This is a genomic window from Pseudomonas sp. B21-040 (genome assembly GCF_024748695.1).
Lineage (GTDB): Bacteria > Pseudomonadota > Gammaproteobacteria > Pseudomonadales > Pseudomonadaceae > Aquipseudomonas.
On record NZ_CP087176.1, the window covers coordinates 1,128,123 to 1,152,615 of the forward strand.

At 58.3% G+C, this 24,493-nt stretch carries 20 protein-coding genes and 1 pseudogene; 14 read left to right on the top strand and 7 right to left on the bottom strand.

What is annotated here, in order from left to right; translation table 11 throughout:
* The first annotated feature begins 1 nt into the window (after position 1).
* Positions 2-754, top strand: a complete 753-nt coding sequence (trmD, locus tag LOY55_RS05025) for a tRNA (guanosine(37)-N1)-methyltransferase TrmD (RefSeq protein ID WP_010463006.1) — start codon at positions 2-4, stop codon at positions 752-754.
* A 45-nt stretch (positions 755-799) separates the two neighbouring features.
* Positions 800-1,150 (top strand): 50S ribosomal protein L19, encoded by a 351-nt coding sequence (gene rplS, locus LOY55_RS05030; protein ID WP_030139558.1) that lies wholly within the window; start codon positions 800-802, stop codon positions 1,148-1,150.
* Positions 1,151-1,212: 62 nt separating this feature from the next.
* Here the strand turns inward: rplS and LOY55_RS05035 are convergent, their stop codons facing one another.
* Positions 1,213-3,021, bottom strand: a complete 1,809-nt coding sequence (locus LOY55_RS05035) for a sodium:proton antiporter (RefSeq protein WP_223523801.1) — start codon at positions 3,019-3,021, stop codon at positions 1,213-1,215.
* A gap of 106 nt (positions 3,022-3,127) precedes the next feature.
* Between LOY55_RS05035 and xerD the strand changes: the two genes are divergently transcribed.
* The 6 genes from xerD to LOY55_RS05065 all read left to right on the top strand — a co-directional run bounded on the left by xerD (position 3,128) and on the right by LOY55_RS05065 (position 9,911).
* Positions 3,128-4,024, top strand: a complete 897-nt coding sequence (gene xerD / locus LOY55_RS05040) for a site-specific tyrosine recombinase XerD (RefSeq protein ID WP_046029039.1) — start codon at positions 3,128-3,130, stop codon at positions 4,022-4,024.
* Between the two features lie 305 nt (positions 4,025-4,329).
* The gene (dsbC, locus tag LOY55_RS05045; RefSeq protein ID WP_046029041.1) at positions 4,330-5,061 is read left to right on the top strand and encodes a bifunctional protein-disulfide isomerase/oxidoreductase DsbC; all 732 of its coding nucleotides are present in this window, start codon (positions 4,330-4,332) and stop codon (positions 5,059-5,061) included.
* A gap of 133 nt (positions 5,062-5,194) precedes the next feature.
* A complete protein-coding gene (locus LOY55_RS05050; protein WP_046029043.1) occupies positions 5,195-6,499 on the top strand; it encodes a homoserine dehydrogenase in 1,305 nt (434 codons plus the stop codon).
* A 66-nt stretch (positions 6,500-6,565) separates the two neighbouring features.
* Positions 6,566-7,975, top strand: coding sequence for a threonine synthase (gene thrC, locus LOY55_RS05055; protein ID WP_077430817.1), 1,410 nt, complete (start codon positions 6,566-6,568; stop codon positions 7,973-7,975).
* A 133-nt stretch (positions 7,976-8,108) separates the two neighbouring features.
* Entirely contained in the window at positions 8,109-9,461 is a 1,353-nt protein-coding gene (locus LOY55_RS05060; RefSeq protein ID WP_223523804.1) for a transporter substrate-binding domain-containing protein, read from the top strand.
* A gap of 162 nt (positions 9,462-9,623) precedes the next feature.
* Positions 9,624-9,911, top strand: coding sequence for a DUF3509 domain-containing protein (locus LOY55_RS05065; protein WP_046029048.1), 288 nt, complete (start codon positions 9,624-9,626; stop codon positions 9,909-9,911).
* A 170-nt stretch (positions 9,912-10,081) separates the two neighbouring features.
* Here the strand turns inward: LOY55_RS05065 and LOY55_RS05070 are convergent, their stop codons facing one another.
* Both LOY55_RS05070 and LOY55_RS05075 read right to left on the bottom strand, forming a co-directional pair.
* The gene (locus tag LOY55_RS05070) at positions 10,082-10,894 is read right to left on the bottom strand and encodes a TIGR02285 family protein (protein ID WP_408980992.1); all 813 of its coding nucleotides are present in this window, start codon (positions 10,892-10,894) and stop codon (positions 10,082-10,084) included.
* Positions 10,895-11,003: 109 nt separating this feature from the next.
* Positions 11,004-12,203 carry a CaiB/BaiF CoA-transferase family protein gene (locus tag LOY55_RS05075; RefSeq protein ID WP_046029052.1) on the bottom strand — a complete coding sequence of 400 codons (1,200 nt, stop codon included), beginning with the start codon at positions 12,201-12,203 and terminating at the stop codon, positions 11,004-11,006.
* Positions 12,204-12,350: 147 nt separating this feature from the next.
* Here LOY55_RS05075 and LOY55_RS05080 point away from each other — a divergent pair, with 147 nt between their 5' ends.
* From LOY55_RS05080 to LOY55_RS05090, 3 genes are all read left to right on the top strand, one after another.
* The gene (locus tag LOY55_RS05080) at positions 12,351-12,893 is read left to right on the top strand and encodes a YaeQ family protein (RefSeq protein WP_046029054.1); all 543 of its coding nucleotides are present in this window, start codon (positions 12,351-12,353) and stop codon (positions 12,891-12,893) included.
* A 55-nt stretch (positions 12,894-12,948) separates the two neighbouring features.
* Entirely contained in the window at positions 12,949-14,658 is a 1,710-nt protein-coding gene (gene recJ / locus LOY55_RS05085; RefSeq protein WP_046029056.1) for a single-stranded-DNA-specific exonuclease RecJ, read from the top strand.
* Positions 14,659-14,882: 224 nt separating this feature from the next.
* On the top strand, positions 14,883-15,989 hold the full coding sequence (locus LOY55_RS05090; RefSeq protein ID WP_046029058.1) for an NADH:flavin oxidoreductase/NADH oxidase: 1,107 nt from the start codon (positions 14,883-14,885) through the stop codon (positions 15,987-15,989).
* A gap of 115 nt (positions 15,990-16,104) precedes the next feature.
* On the opposite strand, the gene LOY55_RS05095 is transcribed toward LOY55_RS05090, so the two are convergent.
* A complete protein-coding gene (locus LOY55_RS05095; protein WP_077430816.1) occupies positions 16,105-17,730 on the bottom strand; it encodes a glucan biosynthesis protein D in 1,626 nt (541 codons plus the stop codon).
* A gap of 392 nt (positions 17,731-18,122) precedes the next feature.
* Between LOY55_RS05095 and LOY55_RS05100 the strand changes: the two genes are divergently transcribed.
* On the top strand, positions 18,123-18,308 hold the full coding sequence (locus LOY55_RS05100; protein WP_046029626.1) for a hypothetical protein: 186 nt from the start codon (positions 18,123-18,125) through the stop codon (positions 18,306-18,308).
* Positions 18,309-18,386: 78 nt separating this feature from the next.
* Here LOY55_RS05100 and LOY55_RS05105 read toward each other — a convergent pair.
* Positions 18,387-18,896, bottom strand: a pseudogene (locus LOY55_RS05105) (Bro-N domain-containing protein).
* 436 nt (positions 18,897-19,332) lie between these two features.
* On the opposite strand from LOY55_RS05105, the gene LOY55_RS05110 reads away from it, so the two are divergent.
* The gene (locus LOY55_RS05110) at positions 19,333-20,586 is read left to right on the top strand and encodes an ATP/GTP-binding protein (RefSeq protein WP_046029628.1); all 1,254 of its coding nucleotides are present in this window, start codon (positions 19,333-19,335) and stop codon (positions 20,584-20,586) included.
* 2 nt (positions 20,587-20,588) lie between these two features.
* Positions 20,589-21,215 carry an RloB family protein gene (locus LOY55_RS05115; protein WP_223523809.1) on the top strand — a complete coding sequence of 209 codons (627 nt, stop codon included), beginning with the start codon at positions 20,589-20,591 and terminating at the stop codon, positions 21,213-21,215.
* Positions 21,216-21,259: 44 nt separating this feature from the next.
* Here the strand turns inward: LOY55_RS05115 and LOY55_RS05120 are convergent, their stop codons facing one another.
* Together LOY55_RS05120 and LOY55_RS05125 are read right to left on the bottom strand one after the other, a co-directional pair.
* Positions 21,260-22,744, bottom strand: coding sequence for an APC family permease (locus tag LOY55_RS05120; RefSeq protein ID WP_046029071.1), 1,485 nt, complete (start codon positions 22,742-22,744; stop codon positions 21,260-21,262).
* A 240-nt stretch (positions 22,745-22,984) separates the two neighbouring features.
* Entirely contained in the window at positions 22,985-24,409 is a 1,425-nt protein-coding gene (locus tag LOY55_RS05125) for a gamma-aminobutyraldehyde dehydrogenase (protein WP_223523812.1), read from the bottom strand.
* Positions 24,410-24,493: the final 84 nt, after the last annotated feature.

Sequence of the window (24,493 nt, forward strand, 5' to 3'; positions counted from 1 at the left end):
CGTGGCTAACTTGCGCGTAGAAGTGATCAGTTTGTTTCCCGAGATGTTCTCCGCCATCAGCGAGTACGGCATCACCAGTCGGGCGGTGAAACAGGGGCTGTTGCAGCTCACCTGTTGGAACCCGCGAGACTACACGACGGATCGACATCACACTGTGGATGATCGCCCATTTGGCGGTGGTCCGGGCATGGTGATGAAGATCAAGCCCCTGGAAGATGCACTGGTTCAGGCCAAGGCAGCAGCCGGGGAGGCGGCGAAGGTAATTTACCTGTCCCCCCAAGGCCGTCAACTGACTCAGTCGGCGGTGCGTGAGTTGGCGAATCTGGATGCATTGATCCTGATTGCCGGCCGCTATGAAGGCATTGACGAGCGTTTTATTGAAGCTCATGTCGATGAAGAGTGGTCGATTGGCGACTATGTACTGTCTGGCGGCGAGCTGCCGGCGATGGTCCTGATCGATGCGGTTACACGACTGCTGCCTGGAGCTTTAGGGCATGCGGACTCCGCCGAGGAAGATTCCTTTACGGATGGTTTGCTGGATTGCCCGCACTACACCCGACCGGAGGTGTATGCGGATCAGCGTGTTCCCGACGTATTGCTAAGTGGCAATCACGCGCACATCCGGCGTTGGCGTTTACAGCAGTCCCTTGGTAGGACCTTTGAACGACGCGCCGATCTTCTGGAAAGCCGCTCGCTTTCTGGAGAAGAGAAGAAGCTGCTCGAGGAATACATCCGCGAGCGGGACGATAGTTAACAACGTATCGATGGTAAATCCGTTGATTTACCTTAGGAGCACAGCATGACTAACAAAATCATCCTTGCACTCGAAGCAGAGCAGATGACCAAAGAAATCCCTACCTTTGCCCCGGGCGACACCATTGTCGTTCAGGTGAAAGTGAAGGAAGGCGACCGTGCACGTCTGCAAGCGTTCGAAGGCGTTGTAATCGCCAAGCGTAACCGCGGCGTAAACAGTGCATTCACCGTTCGTAAAATCTCCAACGGTGTTGGCGTAGAGCGTACTTTCCAGACCTACAGCCCGCAAATCGACAGCATGGCCGTTAAACGTCGCGGTGACGTACGTAAAGCCAAGCTGTACTACCTGCGTGACCTGTCCGGTAAAGCAGCTCGCATCAAGGAAAAACTGGCTTAAGTCCAGCTTCCGATGCAAAAAAAAAGCAGCCTGCGGGCTGCTTTTTTGTTGCCTGCGATTTCTCAGGCGCAGACGGTGTCTGGCTGAATCAGCGCGAGCAGCGTCCACCCCGCCGAAGGTTTCAGCGAGCTGCCAGGCGTCACCACATGCACCCATCCGCTGGCATCGCGGATGAACAACAACGTTGCCCGATCCCCGTGCAGTTCCCGGTAGTCTTCCAAATCAAATTCCTCTGTCAGATGCGTGCTGTAGAGCTCGGCGCCCTGGCTGAGCAGACTGGCCAGTTTGCCGTAGGTCATTCCCTCGCTGCCGAGCAAGCGCCCACGATGCTTGCGGCTCGCCCGATGCTTGTCGGTGCGGCGGCTGTCCTGGCCGCTGGCTACGCCGAACATGCGCTGATGACCAAAGTCATGACGAAAGCGCATGGTCGCCACCGTGTTCAATTCGCCCGAAGGTGACAGGGTCAGCAAATGCCCCAGGCCAACCAGATCCAGATGAGCATCGGCATGCTGTGATGCCGGATTGCCGAAGTAGGTGGGCAGACCGTCCATTCGCGCCGCCCGAATGTTCTCCCAACTTGAATCCGTCAGCAGTACTCGACTGCCCAGTTGTTGCAAGGCTTTGCCCACGGTTCGCGCCGGGCCGTTGGCGCCGACGATGAGGAAGCCGCTGGGCGCTGGTTCAGCGACTTTCAATAACCGGGCTAACGGTCGAGCCGTGGCACTTTGCAGTACCACCGTGCCGATGATCACAGCAAACGTCAGCGGCACCAGCAGCAAGGCACCTTCATGGCCGGCTTCATCCAGACGAATCGCGAAAATCGCCGAGACCGCCGCCGCCACAATCCCTCTCGGTGCGATCCAGGCCAGCAGCGCGCGTTCACGCCAGCTCAGGCTTGAACCCGCCGTGGAAAGCATCACGTTCAATGGCCGGGCAATCAACTGAATGATCAGCAGCAGAATCAGCACCAGCGGCCCCAGTGCAATCAAGGCGTTCAAGTCCAGCCGCGCGGCCAGCAGAATGAATAGCCCGGAGATCAGCAGCACACTGAGGTTCTCCTTGAAGTGCAGGATGTCGCGCACATCCACGCCCTTCATGTTGGCCAGCCACATCCCCATCAACGTCACCGCCAGCAATCCGGATTCGTTCATGACTTCATTGGCCGCAATGAAAATCCCCAACACCGCCGCGAGCGCTGCCAGGTTGTGCAGGTATTCGGGCAGCCATTGGCGTCGGATGATCGTGCCGAGCACCCAGCCCCCGGCGATCCCGCATAAGCTGCCGCACACAATCACGCCACCGAAAGTCAGCAGGCTTTGGCTCCAGCCATCACCCGAGGCGCGGGCGATGATAAAGCTGTAAACCACCACGGCGAGCAGGGCTCCGATTGGATCGATGACAATGCCTTCCCAGCGCAGGATGTTGGCAATCGAGGCTTTCGGCCGCACGACGCGCAGCATTGGCACGATGACCGTGGGGCCGGTGACCAGCGTCAAGCTGCCGAACAGAATGGCGAGCAACCAGTCGAACCCCAGTAGCCAATGGGTCGCGACGGCAATGACCACCCAGGTCGAGAGCGCGCCGATGGTGACCAGTCGATGCACCACGCTGCCAATCTCGCGCCATTCTGAAAGGTGCAGGGTCAGGCTGCCTTCAAACAGGATCAGTGCCACCGCCAGCGATACCAGCGGCATCAGCAATGGTCCGAACATTTCCAGCGGGTCGAGCAGACCCAGAACCGGCCCGACCAGAATCCCGGTCAACAATAGAAACAGAATCGCCGGTAACTTGAGGCGCCAGGCCAACCATTGGCAGCCCAACGCTGCCGCACCGATACCGCCAAAAACCAACAGAATCTGCTGTTCGCTCATTGAAGCTCCTGTTCCTTGAAGTGGCGGGCTATGAAAGACTAGCGGCCATTTTTACAGTTCACCTTTTTTTCGCGCGCAGTCCCGAGACTGTGTGCCTAGAGCGCCCATGCCTGCTATCGATCATCCGCTGATAGACCAGTTTCTCGACGCCCTGTGGCTGGAGAAAGGTCTTTCCGACAATACCCGCGATGCTTATCGCAGCGACCTGGCCCTGTTCAACGGTTGGCTGCAGGAGAAGGATCTGGAGCTGATCAACGCCGGTCGTGAGCTGATCCTCGATCATCTGGCCTGGCGCTTGGAGCAGAACTACAAACCCCGTTCCACTGCGCGATTTCTCTCGGGTGTGCGTGGCTTTTATCGCTATCTGCTGCGGGAAAAGTTGATCGCTGTCGATCCGACCTTGCGCGTCGACATGCCTCAGTTGGGCAGGCCTTTGCCTAAATCCCTGTCGGAAGCCGACGTTGAAGCCTTGCTCAAGGCGCCGGACTTGAGCGAAGCGATCGGCCAGCGTGACCGCGCCATGCTCGAAGTGCTGTATGCCTGTGGCTTGCGGGTGACCGAGTTGATCAGCCTGACCCTGGAGCAAGTCAACTTGCGTCAAGGCGTGTTGCGGGTGATGGGCAAGGGCAGCAAGGAACGATTGGTGCCGATGGGGGAGGAAGCGATTGTCTGGGTTGAGCGCTACATGCGCGATGCCCGTGGCGAACTGCTCGGCGGGCGCCCCAGTGATGTGCTGTTCCCGAGTCTGCGCGGCGAGCAAATGACCCGCCAGACCTTCTGGCACCGCATCAAGCACCAGGCCAAGGTCGCCGGGATCGGCAAGTCGCTGTCGCCGCACACGTTGCGCCATGCTTTCGCCACGCACCTGCTCAACCATGGTGCCGACTTGCGGGTGGTGCAAATGCTGCTCGGCCACAGCGATTTGTCCACCACCCAGATCTACACTCATGTAGCCCGGGCGCGCTTGCAAGACCTGCACGCCAAACATCACCCGCGTGGCTAAAACAGGACCGTGTAGCAGCTGGCGAAGCCTGCGTTCGACTGCGCAGCAGCCGTAAACCCTGAGCCCGCGGTTTAACTGATACACCTCAGTGTCTGATTTAACGACTGCTGCGCAGTCGAACGCAGGCTTCGCCAGCTGCTACATAAAAGCGTCGTGCACGGTGAGTGAGATGACTTACGACAGGCGCATTCGGCCACACGGACCTTATGTGGTAGGCTTTGCCGGTTTGCACGATGGGCGTTTATGACCCGGTGTTTCGGCACGGGCGTTCTGATCGTCCCATTTGTCCGCCTTCAGGAGTTCTCATGCGTCTGACCCAGATTTTCGCCGCCGCCGCCATTGCGTTGGTCAGCACCTTTGCCGTCGCCGATGACGCGGCCGACAAAGCCATTCGTAAAAGCCTGGAAAACCTCCAGCTCGACGTGCCCGTCGAAACCATTACGGCCAGCCCGTTGCCAGGGATGTACGAAGTCAAACTCAAGGGCAGCCGTGTGCTGTATGCCAGCGCCGACGGCCAGTATGTCGTTCAGGGCTACCTGTTCCAGCTCAAGGATGGCAAACCGGTCAACCTGACCGAGAAGACCGAGCGCCTGGGTATTTCCAAACTGGTCAACGACATTCCTGTGGCTGAAACCGTGGTCTACCCGGCCATCGGCGAAACCAAGTCGCACATCACCGTATTTACCGACACCACCTGCCCGTACTGCCACAAGCTGCACGCCGAAGTGCCTGAGCTGAACAAGCGCGGCATTGAAGTGCGCTACGTTGCGTTCCCGCGCCAGGGCCTGGGTTCGCCGGGTGACGAACAGCTGCAAGCGGTCTGGTGCTCCAAGGACAAGAAAGCGGCCATGGACAAAATGGTCGATGGCAAGGAAATCAAGGCCGCCAAGTGCGATAACCCGGTTTCCAAGCAGTTCGCCCTCGGTCAGTCGATCGGCGTGAACGGTACACCGGCCATCGTTTTGGCCGACGGTCAGGTCATTCCGGGCTACCAGCCGGCGCCACAAGTCGCCAAACTGGCACTGGGCGCGAAGTAAATTCGCATCGTCACGGTCAGCCATTGACGATCATGGTCCGGCAGCCACATCGCCGGGCCATTAATAGAGAACCGCGAGCACGCGGTTGTTTTCACGGCCGACCTTGCGTCGGCCGTTTTATGGGGAGTTCACAGTGAAACCGGTCAAAGTAGGCATCTGTGGGTTAGGAACCGTCGGTGGCGGTACCTTCAACGTACTTCAGCGCAACGCCGAGGAAATTGCTCGTCGTGCCGGGCGTGGAATCGAAGTGGCACAAATTGCCATGCGCACGCCAAAGCCTCAGTTCCAGACGACCGGTATTGCGATTACCAACGATGTCTTCGAAGTGGCCACGAACCCTGAGATCGACATCGTTATAGAGCTGATGGGCGGCTATACCGTTGCCCGCGAGCTGGTACTCAAGGCCATCGAGAATGGCAAGCATGTGGTCACCGCGAACAAGGCATTGATTGCCGTTCACGGTAATGAAATTTTTGCCAAGGCACGTGAGAAAGGCGTGATCGTGGCGTTCGAAGCGGCGGTGGCCGGTGGCATTCCGGTGATCAAGGCGATCCGTGAAGGCCTGTCCGCCAACCGTATCAACTGGGTCGCCGGGATCATCAATGGCACCGGCAACTTCATCCTCACCGAAATGCGCGAGAAGGGTCGCACCTTCGAAGACGTGCTGGCCGAGGCGCAAGCCCTGGGTTACGCCGAAGCTGACCCGACGTTCGACGTTGAAGGCATCGACGCAGCCCACAAGCTGACGATCCTGGCGTCCATCGCGTTCGGTATCCCGCTGCAGTTCGACAAGGCTTACACCGAAGGCATCACCAAGCTGACCACTGCTGACGTGAACTATGCCGAAGCGCTGGGCTACCGCATCAAGCACCTGGGCGTTGCACGCAGCACCGCCAGCGGTATCGAACTGCGCGTACACCCGACGCTGATCCCGGCTGATCGCCTGATCGCCAACGTCAACGGCGTGATGAACGCGGTCATGGTCAACGGCGACGCTGCCGGTTCGACCTTGTTCTACGGTGCTGGCGCCGGCATGGAGCCAACGGCTTCGTCCGTGATCGCTGATCTGGTGGACGTGGTTCGCGCCATGACGTCCGACCCGGAAAACCGTGTGCCGCACCTGGCCTTCCAGCCGGACTCGCTGTCGGCTCACCCAATCCTGCCGATCGAAGCCTGCGAAAGCGCCTACTACCTGCGCATTCAGGCCAAGGACCATCCGGGCGTGTTGGCCCAGGTGGCGAGCATCCTGTCGGAGCGCGGCATCAACATCGAGTCGATCATGCAGAAGGAAGCCGAGGAACACGACGGCCTGGTGCCGATGATCCTGCTGACCCATCGCGTGCTGGAGCAGCACATCAACGATGCGATCGCCGCTCTCGAAGCCCTGGCGGGCGTCGTCGGTCCGGTTGTACGGATCCGCGTCGAGCACCTGAACTAAGCCGATATCGTTGACCGGGCCCGCTTGCGGGCCCGGCACTACGAACACTGTCCATTGGAGTCAGTCATGCGTTACATCAGTACCCGCGGCCAGGCACCGGCCCTGAATTTCGAAGACGTCCTGCTGGCAGGTCTTGCCACCGACGGCGGTCTGTACGTCCCGGAAAACCTGCCACGTTTCACCCAGGAAGAAATTGCCTCCTGGGCCGGCCTGCCGTATCACGAGCTGGCTTTCCGCGTCATGCGCCCGTTTGTTACCGGCAGCATTCCCGACGCCGATTTCAAAAAGATCCTTGAAGAAACCTACGGTGTGTTCTCGCACAACGCCGTGGCACCGTTGCGTCAGCTGAACGGCAATGAATGGGTGTTGGAACTGTTCCACGGCCCGACCCTGGCCTTCAAGGATTTCGCCCTGCAACTGCTCGGTCGTTTGCTCGACTACGTGCTGGAAAAGCGCGGTGAGCGCGTGGTGATTGTCGGCGCTACTTCCGGCGACACCGGTTCGGCCGCCATCGAAGGCTGCAAGCACTGCGAAAACGTCGACATCTTCATCCTGCACCCGCATAACCGCGTGTCGGAAGTGCAGCGTCGCCAGATGACCACGATCTTCGGCGAGAACATCCACAACATCGCCATCGAAGGCAACTTCGATGACTGCCAGGAAATGGTCAAGGCCAGCTTCGCCGACCAGAGCTTCCTCAAAGGCACGCGTCTGGTGGCGGTGAACTCGATCAACTGGGCGCGGATCATGGCCCAGATCGTTTACTACTTCCACGCAGCGCTGCAGCTGGGTGGCCCGGCGCGTTCGGTATCGTTCTCGGTGCCGACCGGCAACTTCGGCGACATCTTCGCCGGTTACCTGGCGCGCAACATGGGCCTGCCGATCAACCAGTTGATCGTCGCTACCAACCGCAACGACATCCTGCACCGCTTCATGAGCGGTAATCAGTACGTCAAGGAAACCCTGCACGCCACGCTGTCACCGTCGATGGACATCATGGTGTCGTCGAACTTCGAACGCCTGCTGTTTGACCTGCACGGTCGTAACGGTGCAGCCATTGCCGGCCTGATGGACAGCTTCAAACAGGGTGGCGGTTTCAGCGTTGAAGAGGAGCGCTGGACCGAAGCCCGCAAGCTGTTTGATTCGCTGGCTGTGGATGATGCACAAACCTGCGAAACCATCGCCGAAGTGTACGAGCAGACCGGCGAATTGCTGGACCCGCACACGGCCATCGGCGTGAAAGCTGCGCGCGAGTGCCGTCGTAGCCTGGATATTCCAATGGTGATTCTGGGGACGGCCCATCCGGTCAAATTCCCGGACGCGGTGGAGAAGGCTGGCGTAGGAAAAGCGCTTGAGCTCCCTGCACATCTTTCTGATTTGTTTGAGCGAGATGAGCGTTGCACCGTGTTGCCGAACGACCTGAAAGCTGTACAGGCCTTTGTCAGTCAGCATGGCAACCGTGGTAAACCCTTGTAAGCGCTAAAAGCTGTCACATTTTGAAGCCCGTCTCCTGACGGGCTTTCTCGTTTCTGCATGCCACACTTGTCCCACTTCGTTAATGAAGAGCCGCCTATGACGGACAGACGAGTTGAACAGCAAGGAAGTGGTGATGCAGTTTTTCAAAGGATTAAAACCAGCCGTGTGCTGGATGTTTTTACTCATTGCCCTGGGTTTTGCTCAAGGGGCAACAGCAGCGCAATTGGCAGTGCCGCAGTCCGCGGAGCCTGCCGTCAGAGCGATGATCGAGCTCGATGCCCAAGAACGTGAATGGATTGCTGCACACCCTCGGGTGATTGTCGCGTCGGCGCAGTACCCGCTGTATCTGTTCAAGGATGAGCTCGGTCAATGGAGCGGCTTGAACAACGATTTGCTCAACCGCATCAGCGCCATGACAGGCTTGCAATTTGTTCACGAAGAGACGTTTTCCACTGATCAGTTGATGGGGCGTCTGGAAAGTGGAGCCGCGGACATGACCACGACGCTGGCAATGAATGACGAGCGCAAGACGTTTATGGATTTCAGTCACTCGTTCGGGGGCGCTGGCTGGGTGCTGATCGGGCGCGCGGGGATGCCTGTCGTTGAGTCTCTGGATCAAATGGCAAAACGGGTGCTGGTGCTACCGGCCAGGCATGCGCTGGAGGCGACGATTCGTCGTGACCATCCGGCGATCGTGTTGCGCTCGGTGAAAACCTATGCCGAAGGCCGGGCGCTGGTCGAGAGCGGTGAAGCGTATGCCACCATCGAAAACGAAATCGGAGCGCATCTCTATCCCGCGGGACAGCTTAAGGTGTGGCATACCCTGGAGGGAAAGTGGGACCCCGATTACCTGGCGGTCCGCAAAGGCCAGGCGCAATTGTTGAGTATCCTCAACAAAGCGCTCGAAGCTTTTCCGCCTGCCGAGTTGCGCGCCATTCGCTTGAAATGGCTCGACGGTATCAGCCCGGTGCACGCGCCCACTGTATGGCAGCGGCTAAGCCAGTGGGGTTGCTGGGGAGTGGTCTTCGTCAGTCTGTTTGGCTTGCTGTCGTTGCTGTGGAGTCGTCGCTTCACGGTGTTGATCAAGAAACGGCTGGAAGTGGAGAAAAGCCTCGGCGACCAGCTCGCCTTTCAGCACGCCTTGATGGATGCCATGCCCGATCCGATGTTTGTGCGTGATCTGGAAGGGCGTTTGATCATGTGCAACAAAAGTTACGAGGAGAGCCTGGCGACCCGTTTCGAGCAGATTCAGGGCCGACAGTTGATTGAACTGGATGTCTTGCCCAAAGCGACTGCTGAACGTTTGCATGCCGAGTTCATCAGCCAATTGAGTACGCGCAAGGCGCGGTTCAGCGAGCGTCAATTGCAGTTCAAGAACGGTATCAGGGATATCTACCAGTGGACGGTGCCGTTCTATAGCGCCGATGGCCAATTGCGTGGTTTGTTGGGCGGCTGGACGGACAGGGGGCGGAGCCGCGACGGGTGATGCGCTTGTTTTTTCCCTGTCATCTTTGCCGTGCATGCTCTAACAACCAGAGGCGCCGACGCGCGTGTACCTGGAATCCAGAACTTTCTACTCGGGCCAGTGGTCACTAATGGTGAGCACGCCCCAGGCACTTTGTTTTCGGACTATTGAGTGGTGATCGAGATGGAAAGTATCAGTCTGTTGCTCGGTGAAGCGCTGAGCCCGTATCAGGTCACGCTGTCCCCGTCGGGTGCCCATGGCGAATGCCTGGTAACACTGAAAAATGCGATTGGCGTCATTGTCGTCGAACGGGCCTTCAATCAGGCTCAGTTGACCGACAAACGTCTGCTGACCGACGTCGTCGACGGCTTGCACCGCGACGTGCTCATTGCCGAAGGACGGCTGGAGCCTTGCGTTATCGCGGCATTGCGCAATGCCGCTCAGGACAAAATGCTGGCTAGCCGAAATTGAAGTGACATCTGTGGGAACCTTCCTGCGCACAGATCAGTCAGACCCTACAGCAGCAGGATCAAGCATTGTGCTCCGGTGCTTGTCGCTTGCTGTTACGGGTCTTTATGTAGGCCACGTTTAACCCCGAGTTGTCTCCCCACTGCTCGGGGTTTCTTTTTGCCTGCGATTTGTCACTGCCCGGCCTGATGCTCGAAAAAGGCCCGGGTCTCTTCCAGATAGGCGCCGCGACTTTCCGGATCGAGCCAGGCCGCATAGGCCTCGCTCAAATGATCGCGCGGCATTTTGCGCAGCAATTGGTTGATCTCGACGATGGCCTGCCGACCCTTGGGAGTGTCGGTGCAACCGATGTAGCCGGAGAGGTATTTGCCGGTGCCGCGAATCGGATAGAACTGCAATTCATCTTCCGCTATCCCTTGCTGTTGGGCCTGATAGCGGATTTCCGGGCGGTAGCCCAACAACAGTCGCAAGCGCCCCAGGCGTTGCATTTGCAACAGACTGCCCAAGGCGTCGTTTCCGTAGTGCAACGTCAACGCACCGGGCGGTGCTTGTTTGAGCAATGCATCGAGGTATTCGCCGTAGTTGCGCTCGGCAATAATCCCCAGCTTCTCGCGACCACTGGCCAGCAGGGCAGCCAGGTCTACTTCAGCGTCCCGAATAAAGGGCTCCAGCACCGGCTGATCTATCCGTCTGACCGCCAAACCATTGCTCATGGCCCGAAAAACCGGGAGGGAAAATGCGATCCAGCTTTCACGCTCCTTGCTCCAGTTCAACGCCGCATCGCAGGTCAGGGACGGCTCGTGGAGCATTTGCAAGCCGCGAGCGCGATTGACCCGCATGACGGTGTGTTCGTATTGCGGCATGCCGGCGATCAATAGAGGCAACAGCTGATCGATGACGCCTTGACCTTTTTTCGGTCCTTCGAAAATGGTCAGGGGCGGTAGATCTCGCATCAACCAGACCAGGGTTTCCCTGGGTTGTGCCATCGCCGATGAGACCAGGCCGCCGAGCAGAAATATCAACAGCAACGCGCCTGTCACCCGCGCGTCGGACGACGTGCGAGGTCTAAAGGGCAACGCAAGCAGGCGCCTCAGCTTAGATAGCTCCGTCTTTGCGCAGTTGTGCGATCTGCGTCGCGTCATAGCCAAGTTCCTGGAGTACCTGTGCGTTGTGCTCGCCCAGTTGCGGCCCAACCCATTGCGAAGTGCCGGGTGTCTCTGAGAGTTTCGGCACGATTCCCGGCATCTTGAAATCTTTGCCGTCCGGAAGCTTGGCCTGCAGGAACATTTCCCGGGCCAGGTACTGCGGATCGCTGAACATGTCTTCGGCACTGAAGATCCGGCTGGCCGGAACGTCGGCCTGATTCAGCTGTTCGATAACCGTGTCCAGCGGCAGTGAGTTGACCCAGCGATCGATCACGCCATAAATTTCGTCGCGACGGCTGTCACGCCCGTCATTGCTGGCCAGCACCGGGTCATTGGCCAGGTCTTCGCGGCCGATGATCAGCATGAACCGTTTAAAAATCGCATCGCCGTTGGCGCCGATCTGCACATGTTTGCCGTCGGCGCTGGTGTGGATCGAGGAGGGCGTGATGCCCGGCATGATGTTGCCGGTGCGTTCGCGAATGAAACCAAACACATCGAACTCCGGCACCATGCTTTCCATCATGGCAAAGATCGCTTCGTACAGCGCCACGTCGACCACTTGGCCGAGACCGCCGTTCACTTCGCGATGACGCAGGGCCATCAGTGCGCCGATCACGCCCCAGAGCGCCGCGATCGAGTCGCCGATGGAAATCCCGGTGCGTACCGGTGGTCGGTCTTCGAAACCGGTGATATAGCGCAAACCGCCCATGGATTCGCCAACCGCGCCAAAACCTGGCTGGTCTTTCATCGGCCCGGTCTGACCGAAGCCGGAGAGACGCACCATCACCAGTTTCGGGTTCAGCGCGTGCAAGGTCTCCCAGCCGAGGCCCAGTTTTTCCAGCACGCCAGGGCGGAAATTCTCGATCAGGATGTCGGCTTCGCCCAGCAACTTTTTCAGAATCGCCAGGCCGTCAGGGTGTTTCAGGTTTAGTGTCAGGGATTTTTTGTTGCGCGCCTGAACGAACCACCACAGCGAAGTGCCTTCGTACAGTTTTCGCCATTTACGCAACGGATCGCCGCCGTCGGGGGATTCGATCTTGATCACTTCAGCGCCAAACTCGCCGCAAATGCGTGAGGCAAACGGCCCGGCGATCAGCGTACCCAATTCAATGACTTTCAAACCTGAGAGCGGTTTTCCTGTAAGCGGCATGCGGGATCCTGTAGGACAAAGGCTGAGCGGATACAGCGTTTTAACATAGCCGAACGTCAGACGACCAAGGTTCATCGCCTTCAATTCGTTGATTGCCTACAGCATCGGTTAGACTTGCCGCCTTTCCTCGTATCAAGAAGCCCGTTCATGGCCCAGCCGTCCACGACCTACAAGTTTGAACTGAACCTCACCGACCTCGACCGCAGCGTTTACCAGACTGTGAAGCAGACCATCGCCCGTCACCCTTCGGAAACCGAAGAGCGCATGACCGTGCGGCTGCTGGCCTACGCCTTCTGGTACAACGAGCAGCTGTCATTTGGTCGTGGTCTGTCAGACGTGGATGAACCCGCTCTGTGGGAAAAGAGCCTGGACGACCGTGTCCTGCACTGGATCGAAGTCGGTCAGCCAGATGCCGATCGCCTGACCTGGTGCTCGCGTCGCACCGAACGCACCAGCCTGCTGGCCTACGGCAGCCTGCGTGTCTGGGAAACCAAAGTGATCCCGGCGATCAAAACCCTGAAAAACGTCAACATCGCCGCCGTGCCGCAGGAAGTCCTGGAAACCCTGGCCAAGGACATGCCACGCGTTATCAAGTGGGACGTGATGATCAGCGAAGGGACGATTTTCGTGACCGACGACCGTGGTCAGCACGAAGTCCAGTTGCAATGGCTGCAAGGTGAGCGCGGCTGATCCTGCGCCGACACCCGATTAATCCCACGTATTCAAGAGAAGCCTCCGTCACCCCATGCGTATCGATCCTCGCCAACTGCCTGCCACTCTGCCATTTCTCGGTGATCTGCCACCGCTGCTGACCCGCCTGTACGCGGCGCGGGGCGTGCTCACCGAGGCTGAACTGGACAAGAGCCTGGCGCGGCTGATTCCGTTCCAACAGCTCAAAGGCATCGATGCCGCCGTGGATTTGCTGGTGACGGCGCTGGAGCAGCGGCAGCGGATTCTGATCGTCGGCGACTTCGACGCCGATGGCGCGACGGCCAGTACCGTGGGCGTGTTGGGGTTGCGCCTGCTGGGCGCCGCTCATGTCGACTACCTGGTGCCGAACCGTTTTGAGTATGGCTACGGCCTGACACCGGAAATCGTCGAAGTGGCGTTGACCCGTTCGCCACAGCTGCTGATTACCGTGGACAACGGGATCTCCAGCGTCGAAGGTGTCGCGGCGGCGAAGCAGCATGGCCTGAACGTGCTGGTTACCGATCACCACTTACCGGGCGATGAACTGCCGCTGGCCGATGCCATCGTCAACCCGAACCAGCCAGGGTGCGAGTTTCCGAGCAAGGCGCTGGCCGGCGTCGGGGTGATTTTTTATGTGCTGATGGCCCTTCGCGCCCGTCTGCGCAGCCTCGGGTGGTACGAGAGCCGCCCGCAGCCAAACATCGGTGAACTGCTCGACCTGGTGGCGCTGGGCAGCGTTGCCGACGTGGTGCCGCTGGATGCCAACAACCGGATTTTGGTGCACCAGGGCCTGGAGCGAATTCGCGCCGGACGTGCCCGGCCGGGAATCAAGGCCATCCTGGAAGTGGCCAAGCGCGAACCTGCACGCATCACCTCCACGGATTTGGGCTTCATTGTCGGCCCGCGCCTGAACGCGGCAGGGCGGCTGGACGACATGAGCCTGGGTATCGAATGCCTGCTCACCGAAGACGCGGGAATGGCGCGGGAAATGGCCGTCCAGCTGGATGGCATGAACCAGGACCGCAAATCCATCGAGCAGGGCATGCAGCGTGAAGCGCTGGCGCAACTGAAGGATTTGCCGGTCGAGTCGATGCCGTTCGGCTTATGCCTGTTCGACCCCGAATGGCACCAAGGGGTCATCGGGATCCTTGCTTCGCGTATGAAAGAGCGCTATTTCCGTCCGACGATCGCCTTTGCCGATGCGGGCGATGGTTTGCTCAAGGGCTCGGGGCGTTCGGTTCAGGGCTTCCACATTCGCGACGCGTTGAGCGTGGTGGCAGCGCAGCATCCGAACCTGATCAGCAAATACGGCGGTCATGCCATGGCGGCTGGCCTGACGCTGCCGGAAGCGAATTTTCCGCTGTTCGCCGAGGCCTTTGACGCCGAAGTGCGGCGACAATTGCGTGAAGAAGACCTGACCGGGCGCCTGCTGTCGGACGGCACGCTGGCGGTCGAAGAGTTCCACCTCGAGCTGGCGCGTGCCCTGCGACATGCCGGTCCTTGGGGGCAGCACTTCCCGGAGCCATTGTTCCATGGCGTGTTCCAATTGGTCGAGCAGCGCGTGGTCGGCGAACGTCACCTCAAAGTGGTACTGAAAAGCGAATGCGGTTCGGTCAAACTCGACGGTATCGCCTTCGGCGTCGACCGCGATATTTGGCCGAACCCGACCATCAAGTGGGTGGAATTGGCCTACAAGCTCGACCTCAACGAGTTCCGTGGCAACGAAACCGTTCAGCTGATGATTGTCCACATCGAACCGCGTTGACTCCATCGCGGGCTTGCCCGCGATAGCAAACTTTCTGACCCCCAATTCATCTGAACCCTCCCTCATCCCCCGATGTCGACTAGGCTCTAATCACTGCTTGATTATCCTTGTGACGTCTTGTCGAATTTTTTGCCCGCGGGGGCGGGTGCTGCGCCTTTTTCATGTCACTCGTCGACTTTTCAAACAGAACCCTGGAGCCTGCCCACTGATACGAGAGGTGACCCATGAGTCTGCTGCTTGAACCCTATACCCTGCGTCAATTGACCCTGCTCAACCGTATTGCGGTCTCTCCGATGTGCCAGTACTCCAGCGTCGATGGGCTGGCCAATGACTGGCACCTCGTCCACCTCGGCAGTCGCGCTGTCGGCGGTGCCGGCCTGGTGTTTACCGAAGCCACGGCGGTCACCGCCGACGGGCGCATCACCGACCAGGACCTCGGCCTGTGGAACGACGAACAGATCGAACCCCTGCAACGCATCACGCGCTTTATCGCCGCCCAGGGATCTGTGGCCGGTATCCAGTTGGCGCACGCCGGGCGCAAGGCCAGCACCCATCGGCCGTGGCTCGGCAAACATGGCAGCGTCAAGCCCGAAGACGGTGGCTGGGTGCCGGTGGGGCCTTCGACGATTGCATTTGACCCGCAGCACACCCACCCACGGCAGCTCGATGAAAGCGAGATCGCCGAGGTCGTCCAGGCTTTTGTTGACTCGGCCCGGCGCGCACTGACCGCTGGTTTCAAAGTGGTCGAAATACACGCCGCCCACGGTTACCTGTTGCATCAATTTCTTTCGCCCCTGAGCAATCAGCGACGCGATCAATTTGGCGGTTCGTTCGAGAACCGGATTCGGCTGGTGCTGCAAGTCACTGAAGCGGTGCGTGCGGTATGGCCTGAAGAGCTGCCGCTGTTCGTGCGGGTGTCGGCTACCGATTGGGTGGAAGACGGCTGGAACCCGGATGAAACGGTAGAGCTGGCGCGACGCCTCAAGGCGTTGGGCGTGGACCTGATTGACGTTTCCTCGGGCGGTACGGCAGCCAATGCCGAAATTCCGACAGGGCCCGGTTATCAAACCCGCTTCGCTGAGCGTGTGCGCAAGGAGTCGGGCATTGCCACTGGCACGGTTGGAATGATTACCGAGCCGGCGCAGGCCGAGCACATTTTGCGCACCTGTCAGGCGGACATCATCTTCCTGGCCCGTGAGTTGTTGCGCGACCCGTATTGGCCGCTGCATGCCGATGATGACCTGGGTGGACGCAAGGCCATCTGGCCGGCGCAATACCAACGCGCGACCCATCGGGAGCAGCCGATTCATGAGTCGGATTTGCGTGACTGATTGACGCTGTAAAACCAAAAAGCCCCGGTCGAGTTGACTGGGGCTTTTGCGTTTCTGTGCACTGAGGTTTGTTGTCTGTCAGGCCCTCATCGCGAGCCCAGACAACCATTAACTGTCAGGTGTACTTACGCTTATCCGGCGCCGGCGGGAAATACTGATACAACCAGGTTTCACTCAACGTCCGGTCATTGGTTCGAATGAACAACCGCAGCTCCACCGGCTCGACGCTGTCATTGGTCGGGAACCAGTCGAAGGTGATGCGGTAACCCTTGATGTCATCGAGCACCAGCACGTTGAAATCCTTCACCTGCCCGTTCGAGCACGTCACCACCGGCTCGATCCCGGCACCTTCGGGCAAGCGATCGAGGCCGCCGCCGGTGAAGTCCACGGCAAAACGCCGCGCCCAGACTTCGGGGTAGTGCTCGCCCGGCGCCCAGCCCTCGGTGAAGCCGCCCATGCCCGAGCGGGTGGCGTTGACCCGAGCCAATGGCGTGCCGACCGGTGGCAGCGCGCTCCAGTACAGCTTGTAGCCATAGTTCAGGGAGTCACCGGCCGCGACCGGTTTTTTCGGGGTCCAGAACGCGACGATGTTATCCAGTGTCTCACCGGTCGTAGGAATTTCCAGCAGATCGATAGAGCCTTCGCCCCACGCGGTCGTAGGTTCTACCCACAGGCTCGGACGCTTGCTGTACCAGTCGACCGTGTCCTGATAGCTGGCGAATTCATGGTCCGTCTGCACCAGGCCGAAGCCTTTGGGATCGGTGTCGGCGAAGGCGTTGAATTGCAGTTTCGCCGGGTTGTTCAGTGGGCGGCAGATCCACTCGCCGTTACCGCGCCACATCGCCAGACGGTCCGAGTCGTGAATCTGCGGGTGAATGGTGTCGCACATGCGCCGTTCATGGGTGCCACAGCTGAACATGCTGGTCATGGGCGCGATCCCCAGTTGCTCGATGGCAGTACGCGCGTTGACGTGGGCATCGACCGCCATGACCACCTGATTGGCCTGGCAATCGATGTCAAAACGGTAAGCGCCGGTGGCGCTCGGCGAATCCAGCAGGGCATAGACCACAAAACGGGTGCTGTCCTTGTCCGGAGTCTCGAACCAGAACTTGGTGAAGTCCGGAAATTCCTCGCGCTTCTTTGCGTAGGTATCGATTGCCAGGCCGCGTGCCGACAGCCCGTATTGCCCGGTGCTATCCACCGCTCGGAAATAACTCGCGCCAAGGAAGGACAGCACATCGTGCCTGTCCAGCTCCGGGGCCTTGAACAGCTTGAACCCGGAAAACCCCAAATCGCCCGTCAGTTGTTTGGTGTCGACCGTGGTTTTTTCATAGTTGAACAGGGAAGGGCGGAAATGCACCTCGCGCGCCTGACGCGTCTTGGGATCGACGCTGTACATGCGAACCGGCTGCTTGAACCCCATGCCGACGTGGAAAAACTGCACGTCCAGCTGACCGTTCAGGTCTTTCCACAGCGAATGGTTCGCGTCGTAGCGGATGGCGTTGAAATTCTGCGGCGTCATGGTCGCCAGCGTTGGCGGCAGCACCTGCTTGGTGTCCTGATAGCGGTTGCCGGCAAGTTGCTTGGCCTGAATTTTCAGTGCTTCGAAATCGAAGGCCTGGGCCTCGCCATCCGCTGTGCCATTGCCCGCCCAGGCGCGGGCGGCCAACAGGCCGGTGGCAGACAAACCGGTGTAAGCCGCGATGGCCATGGACGCTTTGAGCAAGTTCCTGCGATGCATAAGTACAACCTGTCGTGAACAATCCCGCGCCGTTCCTGGCACGTGCTGGATCAAAAATATCGGTTCGGACATGCCTTCGGCCAAACGCAACGGACTTTAAACAGATGCCAAATAGCTTAAACCGTTCGATTGCAGACAAGAATTGATGGGTAACACTTTGTCAGTGCAGCAATGAAACAAGAAATGTCGGTGAAGTTTTCCGACAGTACTTTCTGATTTATAGGGCATTTCTGCTTTTTTTGACTAATTACTCTAAAAATCGCTTTTCAGCGCGCAGATAGTTTCTATTCTGTGGTCATGACCGGTTTCTGCCCTTCAGGCCGGCGACTGATGAAGAGGAAAGGGCGATGCGGTTTTTGAAGTTTCCACAGACCTATAGAAGGACATCGTCCATGACGAAAGTACAAGGACTCACCGATATGTTAGGAATCCTTCCGTGCCTGGCGAGTGGCCGGCGAAGGCGTCGGCTCAGCCCGGATGAGCTGAAGTTGTTGCAACGGTATCGCGAGCTGTCGGAGAGCGACCGGATTGCGATGCGGTATCTGGTGGATGCGATGCGGAGTGTTTCGCGGTTTTGAAGGTTTGAGATTAAGTCTTGTTGGAAAGCCAAGGGGCGGACTGTGAAGTCCGCCCCTTTTTCATCTTTTACCCTGTCTTCAACTGCAAGTGCCCATGATCTTGAAGGGTCGTTGTACTTGCATCAGGTCAGGCATGTCCCGCCATTTGATCCAGGCTTGATGTTGTCAATGCAGCAGCGGCACTGAGATGCCTGCCCATTGCAATGAACTCAGGCTTGGAATGTTATCCACAGCAGCTTTCGACTCACGCAGGGTAGGTATGACCTCGTTGCTCAGCCATTGGCGCAAGTTTCGGTTTTCCGGGACGAAATGGTGAACCAGCAGGGCGTACATCCCAGATTCGCTGACCATCAACGATTCAATGGTTTTGCCGTTCCTCAGCTACAAGACCTGTTGGCGCTGATCGGGATCGAGCTTCAGGGTGAGGCGTTGATCCAGAGGGCGGCCCATCAGGCGACCGAGGTCCTGGACGCAGAACCAAGCCTGGTTGGCGTGCATGAAGGTGTGAAGAAAGCGGTTGTGGCGGGTGAAGACGGTTGGGGTGAAATGAGGATGGATTTTGGACGGATTTAGCGTGTGCTCAAGCATTTTCGACTCCATGTTGAAAAGGAGCCGCCACTGATCCTTCGACAGATTTGGGTGGCGGACCGTGCGGCGTTCGAAGTCGGGACATTCTCGATCAACATGAAGCCAAGAGGCCCGCGCCACACGGCCCACCATAAAGCGAAACTGATAGGCAAAAAATTGCCCCAGTTCATATGGGGGCGCGGATGCGCCATGTTGATAGTGTTCCGGCTTCGACCCCGGGTCGCTGATTTGGCAGCGACGAGGTAAAGCCTATCTCTCAGGCGCTCGCGGCGCCAAGTCTACTCTGGCGACGCATGCCGTAGGAATGGGGCTTTTAACTTGAAGGCTCGGGCTGTAGGAATTTCCTGTTTTTGCTTGAAATGCACTGATGCAGCATCCCAGCCCAGGTTTTTCCTATAGTTTTTTCGTTTTCAGGAACGAACTGCAGGTTTGCTACATGTTGATCGAATTCTCTGTTTCCAACTATCGCTCCTTCCGTGACAAACAAACCCTGTCCATGGCTGCGACGCCGCGCTTGAGCAAAAAGCGCAACCTGTTCGCGCCGCCGGTAAATGGAGAAAAACTGCCGGATTTGTTGAAGGTGGCGGCGATCTACGGGCCGAATGCGTCTGGTAAATCTTCGCTCATTCGGGCGATGGGAATCATCGGACAGTTGCTCACAGCATTACCGTCCTCAAATGATGAACCGCTACCGGTTTCGCCCTTTCGTTTTGACCCGAAACTCCAACATGAACCCAGTTGTTTTGAGTACAACTTCATTCAACGCGGGCTCCGATATCGGTTTGTTCTGCGCCTGACTGCTCTGCGGATTATCGAGGAACAACTGGTTTCATACCCCAAAGGCAAGGAAGTGCTGCTGTATCAGCGTCGTTTTGCGGAGGAGGGTGAGCAGTATATTTTTGGAGCACACCTTGAGGGTGGTAAAGAAGTCCACAATGCGTGGCGGCGTCTGACGAGCCCCAAAACATTGTTTATTTCGCAGGCGATAGCGAACAGTAGCGAAGAGCTGACCCAGTTGCGGGGTCCGTTTGGCTGGTTTCAAACCGGTCTACTCGTGATCGAGCAGAACAACTTCATGGGGCTGTCAGCCGCGTCCATCAGATTTCTGAAGATTGCTTCGGATCACACCGGCAATTTGCGAGATTTTCTAAAGGATGTGGATATCCCTGTGTCAGCTATCCACCTCAACACCGAAGACGCGGAATCTGTTCAACCTGCAAAAAAACTCACGCTGAAAGAGTTCTTTGCGGCCGCCCAAAAAGACAAAGTTACCCTGACGCATACGAGCCTTCTTGGAAAAGCCGAATTCGATTTTTCAGAGGAGTCGGGGGGTACAAAAAACCTGATCGGATTCTGGCTGCCCTGGTTCATGATCAATCACGCCGATGGGAGCGGGATTCTTTCTGTCGATGAGTTGGACAGCAGCCTTCACCCTTCAATCGTTGATGACCTGATTGAGAAACACTTGGACAGTGGGCTGGATACTCAACTGATCTTTACCACCCATGACACTCATCTAATGAACGCCAAAACACTTCGGCGCGATCAGTTCTGGATCACCGAGCGCGATGCCAACGGTGCAACCTGTCTTTATTCGGTTCACGATTTTGAAGGACGAGAAGGAGAGGACGTCGAGAAGCGCTACTTTGAAGGCCGTTATCGCGGATTACCGTTGATAAGGCGGGGCTGATCATGGCACGCCCTATACGGCTGTTTGATCGAAAGGCATCCCGGTTCAAGCCTCAACCCAAAGTGCTGATTCTCTGTGAAGACAGCAAGTCAGGAAAACGATACCTGGAAGAGGCCGCATTTCATTTTCGCGCCAATGCTCAAGTGGACATTGCCCACTGCGGCATCACACACCCAAGTGGCATTGTAAAAACAGCCATCGCCCGTCAGAAAGGATTCGATAAGGTGTTTTGTGCCTTGGATCGCGATACGCATTTGTGTTTTGAGCGAGCCATTGATCTGGCAAGGCCGCATCCGAAAATCAAAGTTATCGCTTCATACCCCTGTTTTGAGTTTTGGCTTCTTCTGCATTTCGGGTTCAATCGAAAGCCTTTTCGTGCGGTCGGGAAGTGCTCTCCAGGCGACTTGGTAGCCAAGAGCCTCAGAGAAAAGCCCAACATGGATAAGTATGCGAAGGGCGAAGACATCAACTATTTCGCCAAACTCTTGGGGGAGCCATTTCAAAGGGCAAGAGCTTTAGCGCCAAAGATTATCGAGGATGTCGCCATTAGCGGCGAAGCCAACCCGAGTACCGAAATCCATCTATTGATGGACGAGTTTGAAAGTCTCTCCAAACCTCAACCGATTTAACACCACCAACCCAGCCCGCATCGCTGCGGGCTGAGAAAGTACCTTTACCGACTAACCTTCCACGCATCCCCCGCAGGCGCAGTCCCGTGGTCATACGGCTTGGCAATCCACATGTACAACAACCCCAGGCCAATCACGATGGCCGTGCTCAGCACCATGGCGTAGTTGATGTACCACGCCGCATCCGGCGTACGCGGCCAGGCCATGTTGATGATTGCGCCAATGCCATACGCCAGCGCGCCGATGTTCACGATCCAGCCCCACGCACCGAGGGTGAATTTTCCGCTTGGTTTCCAGCCTTTCATACGGGCATAGAGAGCCCCGAGCACGATCATCTGGAACGCCAGGTAGATGCCGATGGCCGCGAAGCTGACGATGGTTGCTACCGCGTCCTGCAGGAAGAAGCCCAGCACGATGATCAGCGCCGGCAGGACGCCGGACACGAATAGCGCTGCAACCGGAACCTGGGTCGTAGGAGAAATCTTCTTCAGCAGTGAGCTACCGATGACCATTTCATCCCGAGCGTAGGAATACAGCAGACGACTCGCCGCCGCTTGCAGGCTGATGACGCAGGAGATGAAGGAAATCATCACCACGCCCATCACCACTTTTGAGCCGACCGGGCCGAAGGCGTTGTTGAGGATTGTGGTGACCGGGTCCTTGTCGGTGCCGTTGATCACGGCTTGCATGTCCGGCACGGCGAGGATCAGTGCCAGGCAAGCAAACATTGCCGCGATGCCGCCGATGTAGATGGTCATGCGCATGGCCACCGGGATTTTCTTGCTCGGGTTCGGGGTTTCTTCGGCCACATCGCCGCAGGCCTCGAAGCCGTAGTACAGGAACATCCCCGCCAGCGAAGCGGTCAGGAAGGCTGGCAGGTACGAGCCGTCAACACTGATGTCGAAGGTGTTGAACAACACGCTGAGCGGTTGATGACGTTCGAAGACCAGCAGGTAAACGCCGACGATCACCGCGCCCACCAATTCACACAGGAAGCCGAACATGGCGATGCGCGCCAGCACCTTGGTGCCGCTGAGGTTGACCAACGTGGCAAACAGCGTCAGCAACAGCGCGATGATGATGTTGGTGTTGTTGCTCGGTTCAAAACCCATCATGGCCGCCAGGTACGGACCGGCACCCACGGCAACCGCGGCGATGGTCACGCACAGGGCGATGGAGTAGATCCAGCCGACCATCCACGCCCAGCGCTTGCCCACTAAACGACGGGCCCACGGGTAGACGCCACCGGAAATCGGGAATTGCGAAACCACTTCACCGAAGATCAGGCACACCAGCAACTGGCCGCATCCGACCAGCAAATAGGCCCAGAACATCGGTGGTCCACCAGCGGCGAGGCACAGGCCGAAGAGGGTATAAACCCCTACGACGGGCGAGAGGTACGTGAAGCCCAGGGCGAAGTTTTCCCACAGGCTCATGCTGCGATTGAAGTTCGACGTGTAACCCAGTTTGCGTAACTGCTCGGCGTCGCTGTCAGCGACGGGGACAGCAAGTTCGGGTGTTGTATCCATGGTGTTAGCTCCGGAAAATCGGCAGATTTCGGATGTCCGAAACCGTGGCGGGGCCATGACGGCACTGCCCGGATCGGTGGTTATTGTTTTGACTTCTTTGGTTTGGTGCCTGGTGGTGCGGGTGCCGGTTTCTTCCTTGAGTTTGCGGTGACGCCATCGCGGCGGTGCGGCGATCCGACAAGCCCGGCTCCTACAGGTATTGCAGTGAACCTGTAGGAGCAAAGCTTGCTCGCGATGTTTTTAATGCTTGAACATCACATGCCGGACGACGGTGTAGTCCTCCAGCCCGTACATCGACATGTCTTTGCCATAACCGGACAGTTTCTGACCGCCGTGAGGCATTTCGCTGACCAGCATGAAGTGCGTATTCACCCAGGTGCAGCCGTACTGCAAGCGGGCAGACATGCGATGCGCGCGACCGACATCCGCCGTCCAGACCGACGACGCCAGGCCGTAGTCCGAATCATTGGCCCAGCCCAGCACTTGGGCTTCATCGCTGAACTTTGTGACCGACACCACAGGCCCGAACACTTCGCGGCGAACAATTTCGTCATCCTGCTGGGCGTCGGCCAGTACGGTCGGCTCGAAGAAGAAGCCATTGCCGTCCACCGACTTGCCGCCGGTGATCAAACGGATGTGCGGTTGTGCAATGGCGCGCTCGACAAACCCGGCCACGCGGTCGCGATGTTGGGTGGTGATCAACGGCCCCAGTTCGGTCGACGGATCATCCTGCAAGCCGTACTTGATGCTGCTGACCGCCTCGCCGAGCTTCTCGACGAATTTTTCGTAGATGCCTGCCTGCGCATAGATGCGGCATGCCGCCGTGCAGTCCTGACCGGCGTTGTAGAAACCAAAGGTGCGGATGCCTTCCACGGCGGCGTCGATGTCGGCGTCGTCAAAGATGATCACCGGGGCTTTGCCGCCCAGTTCCATGTGCATGCGTTTAACCGTATCGGCGGTGCTGGAAATGATGTTCGAGCCGGTGGCGATCGAACCGGTCAGCGACACCATGCGCACTTTCGGGTGCGTCACCAACGGGCTGCCCACGGTAGGACCACGGCCAAACACCAGGTTGAGCACGCCGGCCGGGAAAATTTCCGACGCCAGTTCGGCCAGGCGCAGGGCGGTCAGCGGGGTTTGTTCCGACGGCTTGAGCACCACGGTATTACCGGCGGCCAGGGCCGGGGCGATTTTCCAGGCGACCATCATCAGCGGGTAGTTCCACGGCGCGATGGAGGCGATCACGCCCACCGGATCGCGGCGGATCATCGAGGTATGGCCCGGCAGGTATTCACCGCCCGCCGAACCGCTCATGCAACGGCTGGCGCCGGCGAAGAAGCGGAACACGTCGGCAATCGCCGGGATCTCGTCATTCAACGCGGCGCTGTACGGTTTGCCGCAGTTGTCCGATTCCAGTTTGGCCAGTTCTTCGCCATGGGCTTCGATGGCGTCGGCGAGTTTGAGCAGCAGCAGCGAGCGTTCTTTGGGCGGGGTTTGCGACCAGCTGTCGAACGCGGCATCCGCCGCACGCACGGCGGCATCGACCTGGGCTTCGCTGGCTTCGTTGATTTCGATCAGCACACGACCCAGGGCCGGGTTGAACACGGGTTGGGCGGGGCCTTCGCCGTCGATTAGTTGGCCGTTGATCAAGAGTTTGGTTTGCATGGCATTGTCCTCATTGACGCTTTTATTTTTCTGTCTGAACCGGCTCTAAATGTAGGAGTGAGACCGGCTTGCCGGCGATAGCGG

Bases quoted from the DNA above. Each gene is read 5' to 3' on its own strand.
- rplS (WP_030139558.1), top strand. From the start codon at position 800: ATGACTAACAAAATCATCCTTGCACTCGAAGCAGAGCAGATGACCAAA.
- LOY55_RS05035 (WP_223523801.1), bottom strand. From the start codon at position 3,021: ATGAGCGAACAGCAGATTCTGTTGGTTTTTGGCGGTATCGGTGCGGCA.
- xerD (WP_046029039.1), top strand. From the start codon at position 3,128: ATGCCTGCTATCGATCATCCGCTGATAGACCAGTTTCTCGACGCCCTG.
- dsbC (WP_046029041.1), top strand. From the start codon at position 4,330: ATGCGTCTGACCCAGATTTTCGCCGCCGCCGCCATTGCGTTGGTCAGC.
- thrC (WP_077430817.1), top strand. From the start codon at position 6,566: ATGCGTTACATCAGTACCCGCGGCCAGGCACCGGCCCTGAATTTCGAA.
- LOY55_RS05060 (WP_223523804.1), top strand. From the start codon at position 8,109: ATGCAGTTTTTCAAAGGATTAAAACCAGCCGTGTGCTGGATGTTTTTA.
- LOY55_RS05065 (WP_046029048.1), top strand. From the start codon at position 9,624: ATGGAAAGTATCAGTCTGTTGCTCGGTGAAGCGCTGAGCCCGTATCAG.
- LOY55_RS05070 (WP_408980992.1), bottom strand. From the start codon at position 10,894: ATGGCACAACCCAGGGAAACCCTGGTCTGGTTGATGCGAGATCTACCG.
- LOY55_RS05075 (WP_046029052.1), bottom strand. From the start codon at position 12,203: ATGCCGCTTACAGGAAAACCGCTCTCAGGTTTGAAAGTCATTGAATTG.
- LOY55_RS05080 (WP_046029054.1), top strand. From the start codon at position 12,351: ATGGCCCAGCCGTCCACGACCTACAAGTTTGAACTGAACCTCACCGAC.
- recJ (WP_046029056.1), top strand. From the start codon at position 12,949: ATGCGTATCGATCCTCGCCAACTGCCTGCCACTCTGCCATTTCTCGGT.
- LOY55_RS05090 (WP_046029058.1), top strand. From the start codon at position 14,883: ATGAGTCTGCTGCTTGAACCCTATACCCTGCGTCAATTGACCCTGCTC.
- LOY55_RS05095 (WP_077430816.1), bottom strand. From the start codon at position 17,730: ATGCATCGCAGGAACTTGCTCAAAGCGTCCATGGCCATCGCGGCTTAC.
- LOY55_RS05100 (WP_046029626.1), top strand. From the start codon at position 18,123: ATGACGAAAGTACAAGGACTCACCGATATGTTAGGAATCCTTCCGTGC.
- LOY55_RS05110 (WP_046029628.1), top strand. From the start codon at position 19,333: ATGTTGATCGAATTCTCTGTTTCCAACTATCGCTCCTTCCGTGACAAA.
- LOY55_RS05115 (WP_223523809.1), top strand. From the start codon at position 20,589: ATGGCACGCCCTATACGGCTGTTTGATCGAAAGGCATCCCGGTTCAAG.
- LOY55_RS05120 (WP_046029071.1), bottom strand. From the start codon at position 22,744: ATGGATACAACACCCGAACTTGCTGTCCCCGTCGCTGACAGCGACGCC.
- LOY55_RS05125 (WP_223523812.1), bottom strand. From the start codon at position 24,409: ATGCAAACCAAACTCTTGATCAACGGCCAACTAATCGACGGCGAAGGC.